The organism is Rhizobacter sp. P5_C2, from assembly GCF_054049715.1.
On sequence record NZ_JBFULV010000044.1, the window covers coordinates 33,368 to 54,058 of the forward strand.

At 70.7% G+C, this 20,691-nt stretch carries 19 protein-coding genes and 1 pseudogene; 14 read left to right on the plus strand and 6 right to left on the minus strand.

Going from position 1 to position 20,691, the window contains the following annotated elements:
- Nucleotides 1-16 precede the first annotated feature (16 nt).
- From ACXJLU_RS17565 to ACXJLU_RS17575, 3 genes are read right to left on the minus strand one after another with little or no spacing between them, the layout of a single operon-like run.
- Complete coding sequence (locus tag ACXJLU_RS17565) at nt 17-1,309, minus strand: TRAP transporter large permease (protein WP_457333100.1); 1,293 nt, start codon at nt 1,307-1,309, stop codon at nt 17-19.
- Nucleotides 1,309-1,815: a TRAP transporter small permease gene (locus ACXJLU_RS17570; protein WP_457333101.1), complete on the minus strand. Its 507-nt coding sequence runs from the start codon at nt 1,813-1,815 to the stop codon at nt 1,309-1,311. Before ACXJLU_RS17570 ends, ACXJLU_RS17565 begins: the two co-directional genes overlap by 1 nt.
- A complete protein-coding gene (locus tag ACXJLU_RS17575; RefSeq protein WP_457333103.1) occupies nt 1,812-2,318 on the minus strand; it encodes a gluconokinase in 507 nt (168 codons plus the stop codon). The genes ACXJLU_RS17570 and ACXJLU_RS17575 overlap by 4 nt, the downstream gene beginning before the upstream one ends.
- 205 nt (nt 2,319-2,523) lie before the next feature.
- On the opposite strand from ACXJLU_RS17575, the gene gntR reads away from it, so the two are divergent.
- The 5 genes from gntR to ACXJLU_RS17600 all read left to right on the plus strand — a co-directional run bounded on the left by gntR (nt 2,524) and on the right by ACXJLU_RS17600 (nt 8,937).
- A complete protein-coding gene (gene gntR / locus ACXJLU_RS17580) occupies nt 2,524-3,603 on the plus strand; it encodes an HTH-type transcriptional regulator GntR (protein WP_457333105.1) in 1,080 nt (359 codons plus the stop codon).
- A gap of 88 nt (nt 3,604-3,691) precedes the next feature.
- Nucleotides 3,692-4,972, plus strand: coding sequence for an HlyD family secretion protein (locus ACXJLU_RS17585; RefSeq protein ID WP_457333107.1), 1,281 nt, complete (start codon nt 3,692-3,694; stop codon nt 4,970-4,972).
- Nucleotides 4,969-7,134 (plus strand): peptidase domain-containing ABC transporter, encoded by a 2,166-nt coding sequence (locus ACXJLU_RS17590; RefSeq protein WP_457333109.1) that lies wholly within the window; start codon nt 4,969-4,971, stop codon nt 7,132-7,134. Before ACXJLU_RS17585 ends, ACXJLU_RS17590 begins: the two co-directional genes overlap by 4 nt.
- Before the next feature lie 115 nt (nt 7,135-7,249).
- The gene (locus tag ACXJLU_RS17595; protein WP_457333111.1) at nt 7,250-7,591 is read left to right on the plus strand and encodes a helix-turn-helix domain-containing protein; all 342 of its coding nucleotides are present in this window, start codon (nt 7,250-7,252) and stop codon (nt 7,589-7,591) included.
- Nucleotides 7,591-8,937, plus strand: a complete 1,347-nt coding sequence (locus tag ACXJLU_RS17600) for a type II toxin-antitoxin system HipA family toxin (protein WP_457333112.1) — start codon at nt 7,591-7,593, stop codon at nt 8,935-8,937. The genes ACXJLU_RS17595 and ACXJLU_RS17600 overlap by 1 nt, the downstream gene beginning before the upstream one ends.
- On the opposite strand, the gene ACXJLU_RS17605 is transcribed toward ACXJLU_RS17600, so the two are convergent.
- The gene (locus ACXJLU_RS17605; protein ID WP_457333115.1) at nt 8,921-9,325 is read right to left on the minus strand and encodes a RidA family protein; all 405 of its coding nucleotides are present in this window, start codon (nt 9,323-9,325) and stop codon (nt 8,921-8,923) included. The two genes, ACXJLU_RS17600 and ACXJLU_RS17605, sit on opposite strands and share 17 nt — an antisense overlap.
- Nucleotides 9,326-9,504: 179 nt before the next feature.
- On the opposite strand from ACXJLU_RS17605, the gene ACXJLU_RS17610 reads away from it, so the two are divergent.
- From ACXJLU_RS17610 to ACXJLU_RS17650, 9 genes are read left to right on the plus strand one after another with little or no spacing between them, the layout of a single operon-like run.
- Nucleotides 9,505-11,067 carry an ABC transporter substrate-binding protein gene (locus ACXJLU_RS17610; protein WP_457333117.1) on the plus strand — a complete coding sequence of 521 codons (1,563 nt, stop codon included), beginning with the start codon at nt 9,505-9,507 and terminating at the stop codon, nt 11,065-11,067.
- Nucleotides 11,068-12,009: an ABC transporter permease gene (locus ACXJLU_RS17615; protein ID WP_457333119.1), complete on the plus strand. Its 942-nt coding sequence runs from the start codon at nt 11,068-11,070 to the stop codon at nt 12,007-12,009.
- Entirely contained in the window at nt 12,006-12,845 is an 840-nt protein-coding gene (locus ACXJLU_RS17620; RefSeq protein WP_457333121.1) for an ABC transporter permease, read from the plus strand. Before ACXJLU_RS17615 ends, ACXJLU_RS17620 begins: the two co-directional genes overlap by 4 nt.
- Nucleotides 12,845-13,864 (plus strand): ABC transporter ATP-binding protein, encoded by a 1,020-nt coding sequence (locus ACXJLU_RS17625; RefSeq protein ID WP_457333122.1) that lies wholly within the window; start codon nt 12,845-12,847, stop codon nt 13,862-13,864. Before ACXJLU_RS17620 ends, ACXJLU_RS17625 begins: the two co-directional genes overlap by 1 nt.
- Nucleotides 13,861-14,811, plus strand: a complete 951-nt coding sequence (locus ACXJLU_RS17630) for an ABC transporter ATP-binding protein (RefSeq protein WP_457333124.1) — start codon at nt 13,861-13,863, stop codon at nt 14,809-14,811. Before ACXJLU_RS17625 ends, ACXJLU_RS17630 begins: the two co-directional genes overlap by 4 nt.
- 2 nt (nt 14,812-14,813) lie before the next feature.
- Complete coding sequence (locus tag ACXJLU_RS17635; RefSeq protein ID WP_457333126.1) at nt 14,814-16,103, plus strand: amino acid deaminase; 1,290 nt, start codon at nt 14,814-14,816, stop codon at nt 16,101-16,103.
- 10 nt (nt 16,104-16,113) lie between these two features.
- Nucleotides 16,114-17,016, plus strand: coding sequence for a MurR/RpiR family transcriptional regulator (locus tag ACXJLU_RS17640; protein WP_457333128.1), 903 nt, complete (start codon nt 16,114-16,116; stop codon nt 17,014-17,016).
- A complete protein-coding gene (locus ACXJLU_RS17645) occupies nt 17,013-18,488 on the plus strand; it encodes an N-acyl-D-amino-acid deacylase family protein (RefSeq protein WP_457333130.1) in 1,476 nt (491 codons plus the stop codon). Before ACXJLU_RS17640 ends, ACXJLU_RS17645 begins: the two co-directional genes overlap by 4 nt.
- Complete coding sequence (locus ACXJLU_RS17650; RefSeq protein WP_457333132.1) at nt 18,478-19,410, plus strand: sugar kinase; 933 nt, start codon at nt 18,478-18,480, stop codon at nt 19,408-19,410. Before ACXJLU_RS17645 ends, ACXJLU_RS17650 begins: the two co-directional genes overlap by 11 nt.
- A gap of 15 nt (nt 19,411-19,425) precedes the next feature.
- Here ACXJLU_RS17650 and ACXJLU_RS17655 read toward each other — a convergent pair whose 3' ends face one another.
- Nucleotides 19,426-19,920: a hypothetical protein gene (locus ACXJLU_RS17655; RefSeq protein ID WP_457333134.1), complete on the minus strand. Its 495-nt coding sequence runs from the start codon at nt 19,918-19,920 to the stop codon at nt 19,426-19,428.
- A gap of 171 nt (nt 19,921-20,091) precedes the next feature.
- Nucleotides 20,092-20,691 (minus strand): annotated as a pseudogene (locus ACXJLU_RS17660) (hypothetical protein); the annotation flags it as partial.

Sequence of the window (20,691 nt, forward strand, 5' to 3'; positions counted from 1 at the left end):
GGGAATCTCTGCACCGTCAGCGCATCCAGTGCACCGGCGCGATCACGATCTGCGGGAACACGACGAACAGCGCCAGGACCAGCACGTAGACCAGCAGGAACGGGTTGACGCCCTTGATCACGCTGCTCATCGACAGCCGGCCCACGCCGGCCACCACGTTCAGCACCGTGCCCACCGGCGGCGTGATCAGCCCGATCGCGCCGTTCAGGATGAACATCAGCCCGAAGTAGACCGGGTCGATGCCGGCCTTCACCGCGATCGGCAGCATCACCGGGCCGAAGATCAGGATCGTCGGCGTCAGGTCGAGCGCGGTGCCGATCAGCACCAGCACGATCATCATCACCGCCATCAGCAGCCGCGGGCTCTCGACCAGCGGGCCCAGCCAGTTCGTCAGCACGCTCGGCAAATCGGCCAGCGTGATCATGTAGCTCGCGACCTGCGCGCCGGCGCACAGGAACATCACGATGGCGGTGGTCTTGGCCGCCCGCTCGAGCACGCCGACGACCTCGGCAATGCGCATCTCGCGGTGCACGAACAAGGCCACCACCAGCGCATAGAAGGCCGCGACCACCGCCGCCTCGGTCGGCGTGAACACGCCGCTCTTCATGCCGCCGATGATGATGATCGGCATCAGCATCGCCCAGAACGCGCGGGCCGTGGCCTTCAGGCGATCGCGCATCGGCAGCGGCGTGCCGCGCGGCAGCTCGATGCGGCGCAGCACCCATTTCCACGCGACGATCAGCCCCACGCCCATCAGCAGCCCCGGCACGATGCCGGAGATGAACAGCGCCGAGATCGAGGTGTTGGTCGTCACGCCGTAGATCACGAACGGCATCGACGGCGGGATGATCGGCGCGATGATCCCGCCCGACGCGATCAGCCCGGCCGAGGTCGCCATCGGGTAGCCCTGCTGGCGCATCATCGGCAGCAGGATGGTGGCGAGCGCCGCGGTATCGGCCAGCGCCGAGCCGCTCATGCTGGCCATCAGCACCGCCGCGCCGATCGCCACGTAGCCGAGCCCGCCGCGGATGTGGCCGACCCAGGCCTGCGCCATGTCGATGATGCGGCGGCTGATGCCGCCCGAGTTCATCAGCTCGCCGGCCAATATGAAGAAGGGCACGGCCAGCAGCGGGAAGCTGTCGATGCCGGCCACCAGGTTCTGCGCCAGCAGCTGGGTGTCCCAGAAACCGAGCACCCAGGCCATGCCGGCGCCGGTGAGCACCAGCGCGAGCGCCATGTTCATGCCGATGCCCATCAGCAGCAGCATGCCGGCCGAGAAGACGACGAAGGCGAGACCTTCTGGCGACATCATTCGACCTCCGCGCCGTGGCCTAGCTGGATCGGCCGGTTGCGCACCAGCTCGATGAGCGCCATCACGCCGATCGCACCGGCGCACAGGAAGGCCGGCAACGGCAGCAGCGCCGCCGGGTAGCCGAGCACCACCGAGTGGCTGTCCATGCCGACCACCACCTGTTGCCACGCGCCCCAGGCCAGCAGCACGCTGGCCAGCACGACCAGCGCGCGGATCAGCACGGTGAGCAGCCGCAACGCGAGCGGCTTGCGCTGCAGCGCGCCCAGCAGGCTGGTGAAGGCCATGTGCTCGCCGAGCGGGTACGCCGCGGTCGCGCCGATGAACACCATCCAGACGAACAGCAGCCGCGACAGCTCCTCACTCGCCACGACGCCGCTGCCGAAGCCGTAGCGCAGCACGACGTTGATGAACACCGCCACCGCCATCACGCCCAGGCAGGCGGCCATCGCCCAGTTGGCGAGGCGCAGCAGCCGGTGCGGCCGCGGGGAAGAGGTTGTTGTCATGGGGTCTCCGTGGCATGCAGCCAGGCCGAGATGCGGGTCTGCAGTTCGGCCAGTGGGGCGGTCGCGTCGACACGCAGCACGAGCGGCTCGCCGACCGGCGATTCGAGCGTCTCGAACTGGCTGTCGACCAGGGTGGCCGAGAAGAAGTGCGACGACGCCCGCGCGGTGACGCGCGCCAGCGCCTGGTCGCGCGTCAGGTCGAGGAACACGAAGCGCAGCGCCGGCGAGGCGGCGCGCAGCTGCTCGCGGTACGCGCGGCGCAAGGCCGAACAGGTGAGCACGATGCCCTGCGGCTGCGCCGCCAGCTCGCCGGCCAGCGTCGCCAGCCAGCCGACGCGGTCGGCATCGGTCAGCGGGATGCCGCGGCTCATCTTGTCGCGGCTGGCCGCGCTGTGGTGGTCATCGCCTTCCACCAAGGGCATGCGCTCGGCGTGCGCGACCACCGCGCCCACCGTCGATTTGCCGCACCCGGCCACGCCCATCATCACCACCGAACCGATCATCTGCCGCCGCACGAGAAACTGTAAAAACAAGGCCTGGGCTGCCCGGCCGGGTACCGGCCAAGACAGCGCTGTCCTCCATCATTTCGATGGAAGGTATCAGGGGAATCACTGCATCATTCGTGTTGCAGGACAGCGCTATCCTAGTCAACAATGGTCCGCCCACCGATGCGGACTTTCCCTGATCGGTCTCCCTGATCCACGCGCCATGACCACCGACGCGAGCCCACTCGCCAGCACAGGCACCAGCACCAGCACCAGCACCAGCACCAGCCCGTCGCGCCCCCGCGCCACCGGCCGCGTGACGCTGGCCGACGTGGCGCGGCTGGCCGAGGTGAGCCCGATCACGGTGTCGCGCGCGCTGCGCGGCGAGCGCGCGGTGCACCCCGACCTGGTCGCGCGCGTCAAGAGCGCGGCGCAGCGCCTGGGCTACGTGCCCGACCCGGCGGCGCGCGCCCTCGCCTCGCGGCACAGCGCGCACGTCGCGGTGCTGATCCCGATGCTGTCGAACGCGCTGTTCGTCGACCTGCTCGAAGAGGTGCAGCGCACACTGCGCGCGGCCGGCTACCAGAGCCTGATCGGCGTCACGCACTACGACATCGGCGAAGAAGAACAGCTGCTGCGCGAGCAGCTGCAGCACCGCCCGGCCGGCCTGATGGTGACCGGGCTCGATCGCAGCGAGGCCACGCGGGCGCTGATCGCGCAGAGCGGCGTGCCCTGCGTGCACCTGATGGAGCTGTCGGAGGTGCCGGGCGTCTACAGCGTCGGCTTCTCGCAGGCCGATGCGGCCGCCACGCTGACGCGCCACCTGCTGTCGCGCGGGCGGCGCCGCATCGCGTTCGCCGCCGCCCAGCTCGACCCGCGCACGATGCAGCGGCGCGAAGGCTGGCGGCGCGAGCTGAAGGCGGCCGGTGCCTACGACGCGACGCTCGAATGGCTGAACCCGGCGCCGTCGTCGCTCGCGCTCGGCGGGCAGATGCTGGAGCAGATCCTCGAGCTGAAACGGCCGGTCGACGCGATCTTCTTCTGCAACGACGACCTCGCCCAGGGCGCGCTGCTGGCCGCGCTGCGGCTGGGCGTCGCGGTGCCGGAGCGCATCGCGATCGCCGGCTTCAACGACCTGACCGGCAGCGATCAGATGCTGCCGGCGCTGACCACCGTGCGCACGCCGCGCGGCGAGGTCGGCGCGGCGGCGGCCCGCATGCTGCTCGCGCTGATGCGCGGCGAAGGCGTCGCGCAGCCGGCGGTGGATGCGGGCTATCAGTTGATGGTGCGCGCCAGCACCTGAGGAGCCTGAAGGGGCCCCTGCAAGGGTGAAGTACTGAGGTACGCTTGCGCGTTCCGGATTCCCGGCCCGCAACCGACCCCACGCCGTCGTGCCCGACCTGTTCCGCCGCCAGGCCATCGACCAACAGCGCCAGAAGTTCCACGGTGCCATCGTGCTGACGCGCAGCCCGCAACAGGCCGCGTGGACGGTGTTCTTCGTGCTGCTGGTGCTCGCGCTGATCGCGTTCGCCGCGACGCAGGGCTTCGCGCGCCAGGAGACCGTCAGCGGCGTGCTGCTGCCGAGCGGCGGCGTGCTGCGGCTGGTGGCGCCGCAGGCCGGCGTGGTGCTGCCGGGCGGCGTCGCGCAGGGGCAGCCGGTGGCGGCGAACGCGCCGGTGCTGCGCCTGTCGGCCGAACAGTCCAGCGCGACGGGGCCGACGCAATCGGCGGTCGCCGATTCGCTGACGAGCCGCCAGCGCGCGCTGCTCGACGAACTGAAGCAGCAGGCCGAGCAGGCGCGCCAGCAGGCCGCCGCGCTCGACGCGCGCATCACCAACCTCGACGCCGCGCTGCAGCAGCACGAGCGCGAACTCGCGCTGCAGCGCGAGCGCATCGCGGTGATGCAGGACATTGCCGCGCGCTACCCGGAGCTGGTGCGCAGCGGCGCGGTGTCGCCGGTCGAGGTGGCCGAGAAGAACGCCGAGGTGCTCGACCAGCGCGCGCGGCTGTCGACGCTGGAGCGGCAACGCCTGGCGCTGCAGCAGGACCTGGCGAGCGCCCGCGCGCAGCGCCAGGCGGTGCCGCTGCAGGCCGAGCGCGAAGGCTCGCAGCTGCGCCGCGAGGCGCAGGCCTTGTCGCAGCAGCAGGCCGAGAACGAGGCCCGCCGCGAGACCGCCGTGCTCGCGCCGCAGGCCGGGCGCATCGGCACCGTGCTGGCGAGCCCCGGCCAGTCGGTCGCGGCCGGGCAGTTGCTCGCGACGCTGCTGCCCGGCGGCAGCGGCAGCGCGCTCGAGGCCGAGCTGGAGGTGCCGACCCGCGCCGCCGGCTTCGTGAAGCCGGGCACGTCGGTGAAGCTGCGCGTCGATGCGTTCCCGTATGCCCGTTTCGGGCAGCTGCCGGCGCACGTGCGCGAGGTGTCGCAGAGCGCGGTCGCGATGGCGCCCACCGACGACACGCCCGCCGCCAACAGCGGCGCCAATCCGGGCAACGGCAGCGGCAACGGCGTCTACCGCGTGCGCGTCGTGATCGACGCGACCGACGGCGCCGCCCTCGCCTGGCGCGACTCGCTGAAGGCCGGCATGCGCGTGCAGGCCAGCCTGGTCGCCGAGAAGCGCACGCTGGTCGAATGGGTGCTGGAGCCGCTGGCCGGCCTGCAGGTGGCGGCCCGATGACGCTCGACCAGGATCCGGTGCCGCCCGGCGTGACGCGCCGGCTCGGCCTCGCGCGGCACCTGCCGGTGATCGTGCAGACGGAGGCCACCGAATGCGGGCTCGCCAGCATCGCGATGATCGCGGTCTACCACGGCATCGACACCGACCTGCCGACGCTGCGGCTGCGCTTCGCGCTGTCGCGCAAGGGCACCAACTTCGAGAGCATGGTGCGCATCGCCGCCGCGCTCGGGCTCGACAACCGGCCGCTGAAGCTCGAGATGGAGCACCTGACGCAGCTCGCGCTGCCGTGCGTGCTGCACTGGGACATGAACCACTTCGTGGTGCTGAAGTCGGTGTCGGCGCGGCGCATCGTGATCCACGACCCGGCGATCGGCGTGCGCTCGTTCACGCCCGGGGAATTCGCGCAGCACTTCACCGGCATCGCGATGGAGCTGACGCCGGCGGCCGGCTTCGAGCCGCGGCGCGAGAAGCTCGAGTTCACGCTGCGCGGGCTGATGGGCCGCATCACCGGGCTGGGCGCGAGCCTCGGGCAGATCGTCGCGCTGGCGGTGGCGCTCGAGGTGGTGGTGATCTCGCTGCCGTTCTACCTGCAGTGGGTGGTCGACCACGGGCTGCTGGCGGCCGACCTCGACCTGCTGGCGATCCTCGCGATCGGCTTCAGCCTGCTGGTGCTGCTGCAGAGCGGGCTCGGCGCGGTGCGCGGCTGGTGGGTCGCGACGCTGAGCGCGCGGCTGAACTTCCAGTGGCTGGGCAACGTGTTCGGCCACCTGGTGAAGCTGCCGCTGGAGTTCTTCGAGAAGCGGCACGTCGGCCACATCATCTCGTGCTTCGGCTCGGTCACGGTGATCCAGAAGACGCTGACGACCGGCGTGGTCACCGCGCTGGTCGACGCGCTGATGGTGCTCGGCACCGCCGCGATGATGGCGGCCTACAGCCTGCAGCTGATGGCGGTGTCGGTGGTCGCGACGCTGCTGTACGCCGGGCTGCGCTGGTCGGTGTTCCGCGCGCTGCGCGCCGCCAGCTCCGAGGAGATCATCCACGCCGCGCGCCAGCAGACGCACTTCCTCGAGACCGCCAGCGGCATCCAGAGCGTGCGGCTGTTCGGCCGCGGCAACCTGCGCCGCGCCGGCTGGATGAACATGCTGGCCGACCAGTTCAACGCCGGGCTGCGCGTGCAGCGGGTGCACATCGGCAACGAGACGGCGCAGACGCTGCTGTTCGGGCTGGAGCGGGTGCTGGTGGTGTGGCTCGCGGCGCGCTCGGTGCTGGCCGGCAGCTTCACCGTCGGCATGCTGTTCGCGTACATGGCCTACAAGGAGCTGTTCTCGACCCGCGTCGCGTCGATGATCGACAAGCTGTCGGAACTCGCGATGCTGCGCCTGCACGGCGAGCGCGTGGCCGACATCGTGCTGGCCGAAGCCGAGGCGGCCGAGGGGCTGGCCGGCGCGAATGCGGTCGAGGTCGACCTGTCGCGCCGGCCGGCGCGCATCGAGCTGCGCGGCGTGTCGTACCGCTACGCGAGCACCGAGCCCTGGGTGCTGGAGAACGTCAACCTGACGGTGGAGGCCGGCGAATGCCTGGCGCTGACCGGTGCCTCGGGCTGCGGCAAGACGACGCTGGTGAAGGTGATGCTCGGGCTGCTGCCGCCGACGCAGGGCGAGGTGCTGTTCGACGGCACGCCGATCCTGCACCTGGGCCTCGCGAACTACCGCGCGCTGATCGGCACCGTGATGCAGGAGGATCGGCTGTTCTCCGGCTCGCTGGCCGACAACATCTGTTTCTTCGATGCCGAGCCCGACATGGCGCGCATCGAGGCCTGCGCGAAGATCGCGGCGATCGACACCGAGATCCAGGCGATGCCGATGGGCTACCACACGCTGGTCGGCGATGTGGGCGTCGGCATCTCGGGCGGGCAGAAGCAGCGCGTGCTGCTGGCGCGCTCGCTGTACCGCGAGCCGCGCATCCTGGTGCTCGACGAAGCCACCAGCCACCTCGACCTGCGCAACGAGCAGACGGTGAACCACGCGGTGGCGGCGATGCGGCTGACGCGCGTGGTGGTGGCGCACCGGCCGGACACGATCGCGATGGCCGACCGGGTGGTGGTGATCGAGCGGGGGCGCGTGGCGGGAGAGGAGCGGAAGGCGGAGGCCTCGGTGACGTGAGAAATGTCCGCAATCTCAGTCCTTAAATTGATTTGGACTGGGATTGCAGACAAAGTCCATTTCCCTACAATGTCTGCAATATCAGTCCGTAACCTCATAACGACTGTGATTGCAGATGAAGTACGCTGATCGCACCACCCTGCCCGCTGAAATGCTCGCTGACGCCAAAGAGGTCGGCGACAAGTTGTCCCGCCTGCGCAAGGCACGTCGCGTCCTGCAGTCCGAGGCGGCCTTGCGCGCCGGCCTTTCCCGCTCGACGGCCGTCTTGCTGGAGGCCGGAGACCCGGGGCGAACCCTCAGCCAGGTGTTGCGCTACCTGAACGCCTTGTCTCCGGGAGCCACGATGCTCGACCTGCTGAACGAAACCGATCCTGCGCTGAAGACCTTGCAGCAAAAGGAAGCCACGAAGCGCGTGCGCACGCTCTCCGCGGCCGAGCTGCGGGAGGTCGACTTCTGATGGCCATCGACAAGCTCTATGCCTTCGCGCACCTGGGTGACGCCGGCTTCGTGCCGGCAGGCGTCCTGACGCTGACCCAAGGCCCGCGCGATGTGGAGGCCTCGTCCTTCATCTACGGCACGCGCTACCTGGACCGGCCGGGTTGCATCGAGATCGACCCGGTCAGCCTCGCACTCGACGGCAATGTGAAGGGCGTCGAACTGCTTCCCGCGAACCAGCTGCGGCAGTTCGGCGGCATCCGCGACGCGGCACCCGATGCCTGGGGTCGGCGGGTCATCGAATCCCGCCTGAAGGCGCCGGCGAACAGCCTGCCGGAATCCCGCTACCTGCTGGAGGCCGGCAGCGAGCGCGTCGGCGCACTCGACATGCGCAAGCAGCCCGACAGCACGAGCAGCGATGGCGTGGCGCCGGTGCGCGACCTCCAGTACATGCTGGAGGCCGCCGAGCGCGTCGAGGCGGGCGAGGACGTGCCCGCCGGGCTGCGCGACTACCTCGGCTCGGGCGCCACGGCGGGCGGCGCCCGTCCGAAGTCCACGGTGCGGGATTCGGACGGCCTGCTGTACCTCGCCAAGTTCCCCAGCCGGTCGGACACCTTCGATGTCGCCCTCGTCGAGTGCGCCACGCTGAAGCTCGCCAGACTCTGCGGCCTGACGGTGCCGGCGGTGCAGGTGCGCGACATCGGCGGACGGAACGCGCTGCTGATACGCCGCTTCGATCGCCACTGGATCGGCACCGAACCCACGCCTGCGGCGATGGCCCTGCATGACACCGTCCCCGGCCCGGGCTTGCAGGAGCGGCGGCTGCCCTTCGTCAGCGGGCTGACGATGGTCGGATGCGACGAATACGACTCCCCGACGAAAAGCTACGTCGACCTCGCCCACGCGGTGCGCCAGCACGTGGCGGCAGAGTGCATCCGCGCCGACACCACCGAACTGTTCGGGCGGATGGTGTTCAACATCTTCGTCAGCAACGACGACGACCACCTGCGCAACCACGGCTTCGTTCGCGACCCTCGCGTCGGCGGCTGGCGGCTCAGCCCGCTGTACGACGTCGTGCCGCGTGCAAGTCACGCCTTCGAACGCACGCTGCACCTCGAAGTCGGCGAACACGGCAAGCAGGCGACGCTCGACAACGCGATGAGCGCCCATGCCGGCTTCATTCCCGAGCGGCCCGATGCCGTCGCGGTGATCCGCAACGTGTGGGGCGTGATGCGCGAATGGAAGTCGCACTTCGAGGCGTTCGGCGTCCCGGGCCGGCTGATCGACACGATGGCGCCAGCGATGCGCAACCTCCAGGACATCGCGCTCGAGCCGCGGCTGATGAAGGAGATCAGGCAGTCTTCGTGAGCGTGACCGGCTTGAACGCGATCACGTCGATCTCGACCTTCGCGTCCACCATCAGCCGCGCCTCGGTCGTCGAGCGCGCCGGCTTGCCGTTCGGGAAGTAGCTCATGTAGATGCGGTTGAACGCGCCGAAGTCGCGCGCGTCCTGCAGCCAGCAGGTGCTCTTGCAGACGTCGTCGAACGTCGCGCCGGCCAGCGCCAGCACCGCCTTCAGGTTCTCCATCACCTGGCGCGTCTGCGCCTCGATGCCACCGGCGACGATCTCGCCGTTCGCATCGGCCGGGACCTGTCCTGACACGTAGATGAAATCGCCGGCGCGCACGGCCGGCGAGAAAGGCCGCGCCTGGCGGTCGGAAGCCACCGGCGGGGCGCCAAGGTATTCAAGGGGCATGGAAGACTCCTTCAGGGTGAAAACAGTGCAGCTGCGCACCATAGATGTGAAAGTGTCTTTCAGTCAACACCGCCACATAGCGGGTAAACCCCGATTATTTGGCATGAGGATTGCTCCATAGTCGCGTCGTTCTGAAAAATACTTTCAGATTTCAGCCGCACTGCCTTTGGAGACCCGCCATGTCCCGCATCGACTCCCTCCCCCGCCGCACCCTGCTGAAGCTGCCCGCCGCGCTCGGCCTGGCCGCCTGCCTGCTCGGGGCCGCCGGCGCCGCGCAGGCCCAGGGTCCGCGCAACTTCGCGACGCTCGCGATGGTCGGCGAACCGCAGACGCTGGACCCGATGGGCTCCACCGCCGACCTGGTCGGCACCATCATGCAGCACGTCTACGAGCCGCTCTACACCTTCGATGCGAAGTGGAACGTGGTGCCGATGCTGGCCGAGTCGCAGCCGAAGATCAGCGCCGACGGCAAGACCTACGTGATCACCCTGCGCAAGGGCGTGATGCTGCACAGCGGCCGCGAACTGACCGCCGATGACGTGGTCGCGAGCCTGCAGCGCTGGATGGAACAGGCGCCGCGCGGCAAGGCCGTTGCGAAGGAGCTCGACAGCCTCAAGGCGACCGGCCCGCTCGCGGTGCAGATCGTGCTGAAGAACCCCTACGCCCCGCTGCTGGCCCAGCTCGCGCTGCCGAGCGGCATGGCCGCGATCATGGCCAAGGAGTCGATCGCGACGCCGCTGAAGGAGTTCGTCGGCACCGGCCCGTACCGCTTCAAGGAACGCAAGCCCGACGCCTACGTGCTGCTGACGCGCTTCGACAAGTACAGCGCCCGCAAGGAGCCGGCGAGCGGCTACGCCGGCAAGCGCGAGGCCCTGATCGAGGAACTGCGCTTCGTGCCGGTGCCCAACGCGAACACCCGCGTCGAAGGCGCGCTCGCCGCGCAGTACGATTTCGCCGACCTGCTGCCGGTCGAGGCGCTGTCGCGGCTCGAGAAGGCCGGCGGCAAGACGGTGCCGATCCTGACCACCTCGTTCGGCTTCCCCTACCTGGTGCTCAACACCAAGGAAGGCGTGAATGCCAACGTCGGCGTGCGCCGTGCGCTGCAGACCGCGATCGGCGAAGGCGAGATGCTGGCCGCCGGCTTCGGCGACACCCGCTTCTTCAGCGCCGAGGGCAACCACTTCCCGAAGGGCTCGCCGTTCTACTCGAACGTCGGCACCGACCTCTACAACCAGCGCAACGCGAAGAAGGCCAAGGACGAGGCCGAGAAGGCCGGCTACAAGGGCGAGCCGGTGCGCGTGCTGACGAGCCGCCAGTACGACTTCCACTACAACATGGCGCTGCTGATGGCCGAGCAGCTGAAGCGCGCCGGCTTCAAGGTCGAGCTCAACGTGGTCGACTGGGCCACGCTGGTGCAGCGCCGCAACGACTCGAAGCTGTGGGACCTGTACGTCACCCACTCCGGCCAGTTCCCCGAGCCGATGCTGTCGCCGCCGCAACTCGGCGAAGGCGCGCCGGGCTGGTGGAGCTCGCCGGCCAAGCAGGCGGCGCTGTCGGCCTTCAACCAGGAGACCGATGCGGCGAAACGCGGCGCGCTGTGGGGCAAGGTGCAGCAGGTGGTGTACGACGAGGTGCCGTACATCAACGTCGGCCGCTTCAACGGGCTGTCGGCGCGCAGCCTGGCGCTCGACGGCTACGTGCCGGCGACCTGGCCGTTCTTCTGGAACGCGCGCATCAAGTAAATGCACCGCTACCTCCTCTCACGCCTGGCCGGCATGCTGGCGGTGCTCGCCATCGTCGCGGTGATGGTGTTCGTGCTGACGCGCGCGGCGTCGGGCGACCCGATCTCGGTGCTGCTGGGCGACCAGGCCACCGCCGAGGACATCGCCCGCGTGCAGAAGGACTACGGCCTCGACAAGCCGCTGCCGGTGCAGTTCGCGTACTGGCTCGGCGAGGTGCTGCACGGCAACCTCGGCCAGTCGATCTTTTTGCAGCGCCCGGTCACGCAGGCGCTGTGGGAGCGCGCCGAGCCGACCACGCTGCTGGCGCTGATGGCGGTCGCCATCGCGGCGCTGATCGGCATCCCGTGCGGCATCGTCTCGGCGGTGTACCGCGGCCGCTGGCTCGACCAGGTCGTCACCGGCGCCGCGATGCTGGGCGCCAGCATCCCGAGCTTCTGGTTCGGCATCGTGCTGATCCAGCTGTTCGCGGTGTCGCTCGGCTGGTTCCCGGTGTCGGGCTACGGCGCGCCCGACGCGTCGCTCGGCGAACGCCTGCATGCGCTGATGCTGCCGTCGCTGGTGCTCGGCGTGCTGAACTCGGCGCTGATCATCCGCTTCACGCGCGCGTCGATGCTCGACGTGCTGGGCGAAGACTACGTGCGCACCGCGCGCTCGAAGGGCCTCGGCGAAGGCACGGTGGTGCTGAAGCACGCGCTGCGCAACGCGCTGGTGCCGGTCGTCACGGTGCTGGGGCTGACGGTCGCGCTGATGATCGGCGGCGCGGTCGTCACCGAGACGGTGTTCGGGCTGCCCGGCATCGGCAACCTGGTGGTCAATGCGGTGCTGCGGCGCGACTACCCGGTGATCCAGGGCGCGCTGCTGGTGATCGCGGCGATCTATGTGCTGATCAATTTTGCGATCGACCTGCTCTACGTGGCCGTCGATCCGCGGGTCAAGCTGTGAACGTTCCTCGCCTCCTTCGACAACTGATGCATCGCCGCATCGTGATGGTCTCGGCCGCGCTGCTGCTGATCATTGCGGTGCTGGCGCTCGGCGCGCCGTGGTTCGCGTCGTTCGACCCGAACGACACCGCGGTGCTCGACCGCCTGAAGGCGCCGAGCGCCGCCCACCTGCTCGGCACCGACGAGCTTGGCCGCGACCTGTACGCCCGCATCGTGCACGGCGCGCGCTACTCGCTGGCCATCGCCGCGCTGACGGCGCTCGGCTCGGTGCTCGCCGGCACGCTGCTCGGGCTGGTGGCCGGCTTCTTCCGCCGGCTCGACACGCCGCTGATGCGGGTGGTCGACGCGATGATGTCCTTCCCCGACATCCTGCTGGCGATCGCGCTGGTCGCGATCCTCGGGGCCTCGCTGCTGAACGTGGTGCTGGCGCTGGTGCTGGTCTACACGCCGCGCGTCGCGCGCGTGGTGCGGGCCTCGACGCTGGTGGTGCGCGAGCTGCTGTTCGTCGAGGCGGTGCGCGCGCTGGGCGTGCGCACCTCACGCATCCTGTGGCGCCACATCCTGCCGAACCTGCTGTCGCCGATCCTGGTGCAGGTGTCGTTCATCTTCGCGTACGCGATCCTGGCCGAGGCCGGGCTGTCGTTCCTAGGCGTCGGCGTGCCGCCGGAGATTCCCACCTGGGGCACGATGGTCGCCGGCAGCCAGCAGTACGCCGACCGCGCGTTCTGGGTCGTGCTGTTCCCCGGCCTCGCGATCATCGTGACCGCGCTGTCGCTGCAGATCCTCGGCGACGGCGTGCGCGACCTGCTCGATCCGAAGCTGAAGAAGACGCTCTGATGACCACGAACCGCCTCACCGTCACCGGCCTCAGCACCTGCTTCCCGACCGAAGACGGGCTGGTGCGCTCGGTGGCCGATGTAAGCTTCGGCATCGCGCCCGGCAAGACCACCGCGATCGTCGGCGAGTCGGGCTCGGGCAAGTCGGTCACCAGCCTGACGCTGATGCGCCTGCTGCCGAAGACCGCACGCGCGCAGGTCGAGGGCAGCGCGCGTTTCGTCACGCGCGCCGGCACCGAGGTCGACCTGCTGACGCTGGCCGATGCGCCGATGCGCGCGCTGCGCGGCAACGAGCTGGCGATGATCTTCCAGGAGCCGATGACGAGCCTGAACCCGGTCTTCACGGTCGGCGAGCAGATCGCCGAGAGCGTGCGGCTGCACAAGCGCCTGGACCGCAGCGCCGCGCTGGCGCATGCGAAGCGCATGCTCGACCTGGTCGAGATCCCGGCCGCCGCGCAGCGCCTGCACGAGTACCCGCACCAGCTGTCGGGCGGCATGCGCCAGCGCGTGATGATCGCGCTGGCCATGGCCTGCGACCCGACGCTGCTGATCGCAGACGAGCCGACCACCGCGCTCGACGTGACGATCCAGGCGCAGATCCTGGTGCTGATGCGCCGGCTGCAGGCCGAGACCGGCATGAGCATCCTGTTCATCACGCACAACCTCGGCGTGGTCGCGCACCATGCGGACGACGTCGTCGTGATGTACGCCGGCCGCGTGGTCGAGTCGGCCCCGGTGCGGCCGCTGTTCGCATCGCCCGCGCATCCGTACACGCAGGGGCTGCTGGCCTGCCTGCCGGGCAAGGCGCATGCAGCAGGTCAACCCCGGCCGAAGCGCCTGTTCGCGATCCGCGGCCAGGTGTCGAGCCCGCTCGCGCCGCCGCCGGGCTGTGCGTTCGAGCCGCGCTGCGACCAGGCGATCCCGGCCTGCGCGCAGGCGGTGCCGCCGCTGGTGGCCACCGATGAATCGCGACAGGCGCGCTGCATCCGCGTGCCGTCGGTTGAAAGGAACGCGGCATGAGCGCGACGGCCATCCCGCTGATCGAGGTGAAGAACCTGAAGCGCTATTTCGGCAGCGCCGACAAGCCGGTGCGCGCCGTCGACGACGTGTCGTTCGAGATCCGCGCCGGCGAGACGCTGGGCCTGGTCGGCGAATCCGGCTCGGGCAAGAGCACGATCGGCCGCACCGTGCTGCGCCTGATCGAGCGCACCGGCGGCCAGGTGCTGTACCGCGGCGACGACCTCGGCGCGTTGTCGGCCGAGCGCATGCGCAAGCTGCGCAGCAAGCTGCAGATCATCTTCCAGGACCCGTACGCGAGCCTGAACCCGAAGATGCGCATCAGCGCGATCCTCGACGAGGCGCTGTCGACGCACGGGCTCGCGAAGGGCCGCCGCAAGGAGCGCATCGCCGAGCTGCTCGACTTGGTGGGGCTGCGGCCGGAGCATGCGAGCCGCTTCCCGCACGAGTTCTCCGGCGGCCAGCGGCAGCGCATCGGCATCGCGCGCGCGCTGGCGGTGGAGCCGGAGTTCATCGTCGCCGACGAGCCGCTGTCGGCGCTCGACGTGTCGATCCAGGCGCAGGTGATCAACCTGCTGGCCGAGCTGCGCGAGCGCCTGTCGCTGACGATGCTGTTCATCTCGCACGACCTCGACGTGGTCGAGTACCTGTGCGACCGCGTGGTGGTGCTGTACCTCGGGCGCGTGATGGAGGTGTCGACGACGGCCGAGCTGTTCGCGCGGCCGCTGCACCCGTACACGCAGGCGCTGCTGGCCGCGAGCCCGAAGCCCGACCCGCTGGACAAGACCGAGATCATCCCGCTGAAGGGCGACATCCCGAGCCCGATGAACCCGCCGTCGGGCTGCGTGTTCCGCACGCGCTGCCCGAAGGCGATCGATGCGTGCGCGCAGACCATTCCGCCGCTGGAAGAGAAGGCACCCGGCCGCTTTTCCGCCTGCATTCGGACGTGACCATGACCAACGACCTGATCGACCCGCTGCTGCAACCCGGCCTGAAGGGCTACCCGCTGACCGCTGCACCGCGCCGCCGCAGCGAGGTCGCCGCGGCCGGCTGGAACGTGCTCGCCGGCGACCTGCCGCTGCCGCTGGCGCTGCTGAAGCGCGAGGCGCTGGAGCACAACATCGCGTGGATGCAGCAGCGCACCAAGGACTGGGGCATCGAGCTCGCGCCGCACGGCAAGACGACGATGTCGCCGCAGCTGTTCCGCCGCCAGCTCGACGCCGGCGCCTGGGGCCTGACCTTCGCGACGGTCAACCAGCTCGCGATCGGCGTCGCCGCCGGCGCGCGCCGCACGCTGATCGCCAACCAGGTCGTGCACGACGCCGACCTCGCGGCGATCCAGGCGCTGCTGCGCGGCCACGCCGAGCTGCGCATCGTGTTCCTGGTCGACTCGCTCGCGCAGCTCGACCTGATCGAGGCCTGGGCGCAGGCCCACCCCGGCGCCCTGCCCTTCGAGGCGATGCTCGAGGTCGGCGTGGCCGGCGGCCGCAGCGGCGTGCGCACGCCCGAAGAAGCCACCGCGCTCGCGCGCCGGATGCACGCGAGCGCGGCGCTGAAGCTGGTCGGCATCGAATGCTACGAAGGCCTCGGCGCCAAGGGCGAGACCGATGCCGACGTGCCCTACGCGAAGGCGCTGATGGACCGCGTCGAGGCGATTGCGAAGACCGCCGATGCCGAAGGCCTGTTCGATGCCGACGAGGTGCTGCTGTCGGCCGGCGGCTCGGCCATCTTCGACCTGGTGGCCGGCCGGCTCACGCCGTCGCTCGGGCGGCCGGTGCGCGGCCTGCTGCGCTCGGGCTGCTACGTGACGCACGACCACGGCTTCTACCAGCGCATGGTGAACAGCGTCGAGGCCCGCCTGGGCTGCGGCTGCGGCGAAACGCTGCGCCCGGCGATGGAGGTCTGGGCGATGGTGCAGTCGCGACCGGAGCCGGGTCTCGCGATCCTCGCGGTCGGCAAGCGCGACATCTCGTTCGACCTGGCGCTGCCGGTGCCGATCGCACGCGCCGCGCGCGGTGCGCTGCAGACCTCGCCGGTGCCGGCGGGCTGGTCGATCACCGGCCTGAACGACCAGCACGCGTATCTGCGCTGGGCCGCGGATGACGAAGCCACCGCCCCCGCGGTCGGCGAGCGCATCGGCCTCGGCATCTCGCACCCCTGTACCACCTTCGACAAATGGCACTGGATGCCGGTCGTCGAGAACGACTACCGCGTCAGCGACGCGGTGGCGATGCACTTCTGATCCGCCGACCATGACCAAGAGCCTGCTGGAGAACGTGGCCGCGGCGCGCGAAGGCGCACCGACCGCACGCCGCGCGATCCTCGACCTGATCCTCGACGACCCCGACCGCGTGCTCGAGGAAAGCTTCGAATCGCTGGCCGCGCGCGCCGGCAGCTCGGTGCCCACCGTGATGCGCACCTGCCGCGACCTCGGCTTCGCCGGGCTGCGCGAGTTCAAGCTCGCGCTGGCCCATGCGCTGGCGCTCGGCGGCTCGCCGCTGCACCGGCGCGTCAACATCGAGGACAGCGCCGACGAGGTGGTCACGAAGATCTCGCGCAGCGCCGCCGCGTCGGTGGCCGGCGTGCGCGCACAGCTCGACATGGCGGCGCTCGGCGCCGCCGTCGACGCGCTCGCGGTCGCGCGCCACGTCGACCTGTATGGCGCCGGCTCCACCTCGTGGTTCATGGCGCAGGACCTGCAGGCGCGGCTGTTCCGCCTCGGCCTGTCGGCCACCGCGTGGGCCGACTACCACCTGCAGCAGGTGGCGGCCGCGGCGCAGGACGAGAGCGGCGTCGTGATCGCGATCTCGCACGTCGGCGGCATGCCGTCGCTGCTCGATTCGGTCGACATCGCGCGCGCACAAGGCGCGAAGGCGGTCTGCATCACCCGCCCCGGCACGCCGCTGGCCGAGCGCGCCGACATGCTGATCGCGCTGAGCGTGCCCGACGACGCGGTGATGCACGTCGGCATCGACGCCTACCTGACCCACCTGACCGTGATCGAGATCCTGACCGTGCTGGTCGCGCAGCGCCGCGGCGACCCTGCGGTGCAGCGGCTGCGCTACGTGCGCGAAGCACTGCAGCGCCACGGCATCGACGTGCGCACGCACCCGCTGCAGAGCTGGGATGGCGGTGGCGTGGGAGCGAAGCCATGAGCACATCGGCCACGCTATTCCAGAACGGCCTGGTGATCGATGGCTCGGGCACGCCCGGCTGGACCGGCGACGTGCTGATCGCCGGCGACCGCATCCTGCGCACCGGCGCCGGCCTGCGCGACCGCCTGCCCGAGGGCCTGTCGCCCGACGAGGTCGAGACCGTCGACTGCAGCGGCCTGGCCATCGCCCCCGGCTTCATCGATGCCCACACGCACGACGACGCGATCGTGCTGCGCGACCCCGACGGACTGCCGAAGCTGTCGCAAGGCATCACCACCGTCGTCACCGGCAACTGCGGCATCTCGCTCGCGCCCTTCGTCACCGACACCGCGAAGCCGCCGCTGAACCTGCTGGGCGCCGGCTCGTTCCGCTACCCGACGATGGCCGCCTACCGCGACGCGGTGCGAGCCGCGCAGCCGTCGCTGAACGTCGCCGCACTGGTCGGCCACACGACGCTGCGCTTCGCGGCGCTGGCCGACCTGTCGCAGCCGGCCAGTGGCGACGAGCGCGCGCGCATGGCCGCGCTGCTCGAGGCCAGCATGGCGGACGGCGCGCACGGCCTGTCGTCCGGGCTGTTCTACGAAGAGGCCTACCCGGCGCCGGCCGACGAGGTGACGCAGCTCGCCCGCATCGTCGCGCGCCACGGCGGCATCTACGCGACCCACCTGCGCAGCGAGATGGCGCAGATCATCGAGGCGCTGCACGAGGCCGGCGACACCGCGTTCGAGGCCGGCGTGCCGCTGGTCATCTCGCACCACAAGTGCGCCGGCCCGGCCAACTGGGGCCGCACCCGCGAGACGCTGCCGCTGATCGACGCGCTCGGCGCGCGCCAGCCGGTCGCGATGGACGTGTACCCCTATGTGGCCGGCTCCACCGTGCTGCGCGAGGACCTGGTCGACGGCGTGATCGACGTGATGCTGACCTGGAGCGACACCCATCCGGAGCACACCGGCCGGATGCTGTCGGCGATCGCCGACGACTGGGGCGTCGACCAGAAGACCGCGTGCCGCCGGCTGCAGCCGGGCGGCGCCTGCTACTTCCAGATGAACGAAGAAGACGTCGAGCGCGTGATCGCGCACCCGCGCACGATGATCGGCTCCGACGGCCTGCCGCACGACCGCCATCCGCACCCGCGGCTGTGGGGCGCGTTCCCGCGCGTGCTGGCGCGCTACTGGCGCGAGCGCCGGCTCTTCACGCTGGAGCAGGCAGTGCACAAGATGACCGGCCTGACCGCGCGCAACTTCCGCATCGCCGAGCGCGGCCTGCTGCGCCCGGGGATGATGGCCGACGTGGTGGTGTTCGACCCGGCGCGCATCGCCGACACCGCCACCTACGACGTGCCGATCAGCGCGAGCATCGGGATTGCCTCGGTGCACGTGAACGGCGTCCGCGCCTATGCTGCGGGACCGGTGCCGCAGGTGCTGCGGCGTGCCGGGCGGATGTTGACGAGGGGAACATCGGATGTCGTCTGAACAGATGCTCGAGAAGTCGCTCGACGTGTTGGCCATCGGCGAGGCGATGGCCGAGTTCAACCAGCAGCCCGACGGCCGCTACCTCGCCGGCTTCGGCGGCGACACCTCGAACTGCGCGATCGCCGCCGCCCGCATGGGCGCGCGCACCGGCTACCTGACGCAGCTCGGCGACGACCTGTTCGGCGAGCAGCTGCTGGCGCTGTGGCGGCACGAAGGCATCGAGACGCAGGGCGTGCAGCGCATCGCGGGCGCCGAGACCGGGCTCTACTTCGTGACGCATGGGGACGGCGGCCACCGCTTCTCGTACCGCCGTGCCGGCAGCGCCGCGAGCCGCATGCGCCCCACCGACCTGCCGCCCAGCGTGGTGCAGGGCGCGCACTGGCTGCATTGCTCGGGCATCTCGCAGGCGATCAGCGCGTCGGCCTGCGATGCGGTGTTCGAAGCCATCGCCCGCGCACGCAGCGCCGGCACGCACGTCAGCTACGACCTGAACTTTCGCCCGGCGCTGTGGCCGGCCACCCGCGCACTCGCGATCGCGCGCGAGACGCTGGCGCACTGCGACCTGTTCTTCCCGAGCATCGACGAGATCGGCGCGCTGACCGGGCTGCTGCGGCACGACGACATCCTGCGCTGGTCGCACGACCAGGGCGCGAAGCGGGTCGCGCTGAAGCTCGGCGCCTCGGGCTGCCTGGTGTCGGACGCGAACGGCACGCGCTTGATCGCGCCACACCCGGTGACGCCGGTCGACGCGACCGGTGCCGGCGACTGCTTCGCCGGCGCGCTGCTCGCGCGGCTGTCGGCCGGCGACACGCTGGACCGCGCGGCCCGGCTGGCCAACATCGCCGCGGCGCTCAGCACCTGCGGGCACGGCGCCGTCGCGCCGCTGCCGACGCTGGCCGACGTCTTCGCGGCCGAGGGCTGAACCCGGGCGCGACCGTCAGGCGCCGTGCAGCATGCGCTGGCAGCCGATCTCGATGAAGTCCCAGGCCCGGCCTTCGGCCAGCATCGCCCAGCGGACCATCAGTTCCCCCAGGCCCGCCAGCGTGTCGGGCGCGCGCACCTCGATGCGCACCACCGGCTTCTCGATCTGCTGCATGTCTTCGTTCGTGACGGCGCGCACCGCGAACGCCGCGCCCTCGGGCGGTGGCGGCATGTCGCCCCCCGGCAGCGGCATCGGGCGCCCTTCGAACATCCGGCGCTCGGCGTACTGCAGCATCGATTCGCCGAAGGCATCGGCGACCTGGCGCCATGCATTCACCAGCGCCTCCAGCGCATCACGCGTGTCGGCATCGGGCATCGCCATGTAGTGGATGCCGGTCAGCGGTGCGATCCGCCGAGGCGTCGAGCGGCGCGCGCCGGCAGGCAGCGAAGGTGCAACGAAGCGCCGGGTCCAGCGGTGGTGGCGGCCGCCGCGGGCCGCCGCGCAAGGCACCGGCTCCGAGGCGGGCTCGCCTCGCCTCTGAAGGGGGGAAACGTGCCTGAACTGATGCTGGAATCGCCGCATACCGAACTCCCGATGAGTCGGTCGGCGGCACCGCGCCACGCCGACCCGCCCGCTGAGTAACGGCAGGTGGCGGCGGGTTCCAAGGTCGATGTTCCGGTGCTATTGAACCTCGCCGGCGCGCCGCAGTTCGTCGCACTGCGCGTGCTTCGCGAACTGCGGCTTGGCGCACTGCGCCTGCATGCAGTAGAGCAGTGCGAAATTCACGCGCGAGCCGCAAGCGGCACGCGGGTTGGTCGCATTCGCCACGATGGCCTCGGCCGGCGGCTTCGCGGTGGTGGGCTTGGCCGGTGCCTCGATGGATTGCGCCGGTGGGGCCGCGGCCGGCGCAACGGCCCCCGGCTCGGACACCGGCGGGGTCGCTGCCGCGGCGGGCGTGGACTCCGGCGTGTCGTCGTCGGCCGATTTGTCCGGCTCGACGACCGGCACCAGGCGCGTCGGCGGTGCCAGCGGCTGCAAGGCCACTGCGGGCACCGGCACGGGTTTGGGCGCGCGGGGGCGCAGCGTGAGGTAGAGCGCCGCGCCCGCCAGCGAGGCCGCGCACAGCAGCACCAGCCAGGTGCCGGTGCGGCGGGGAGGCGCCACCGGCAACGGCGGCGGATCGAAGCGCGACTGGAAGCGTGAATCGCCGAAGCCGGGCTCGGCGCGGCCGCTGCCATTGGCGCGCGTCGCCGGCCGGACCGGCGGCGCGAGGGCCCGTTC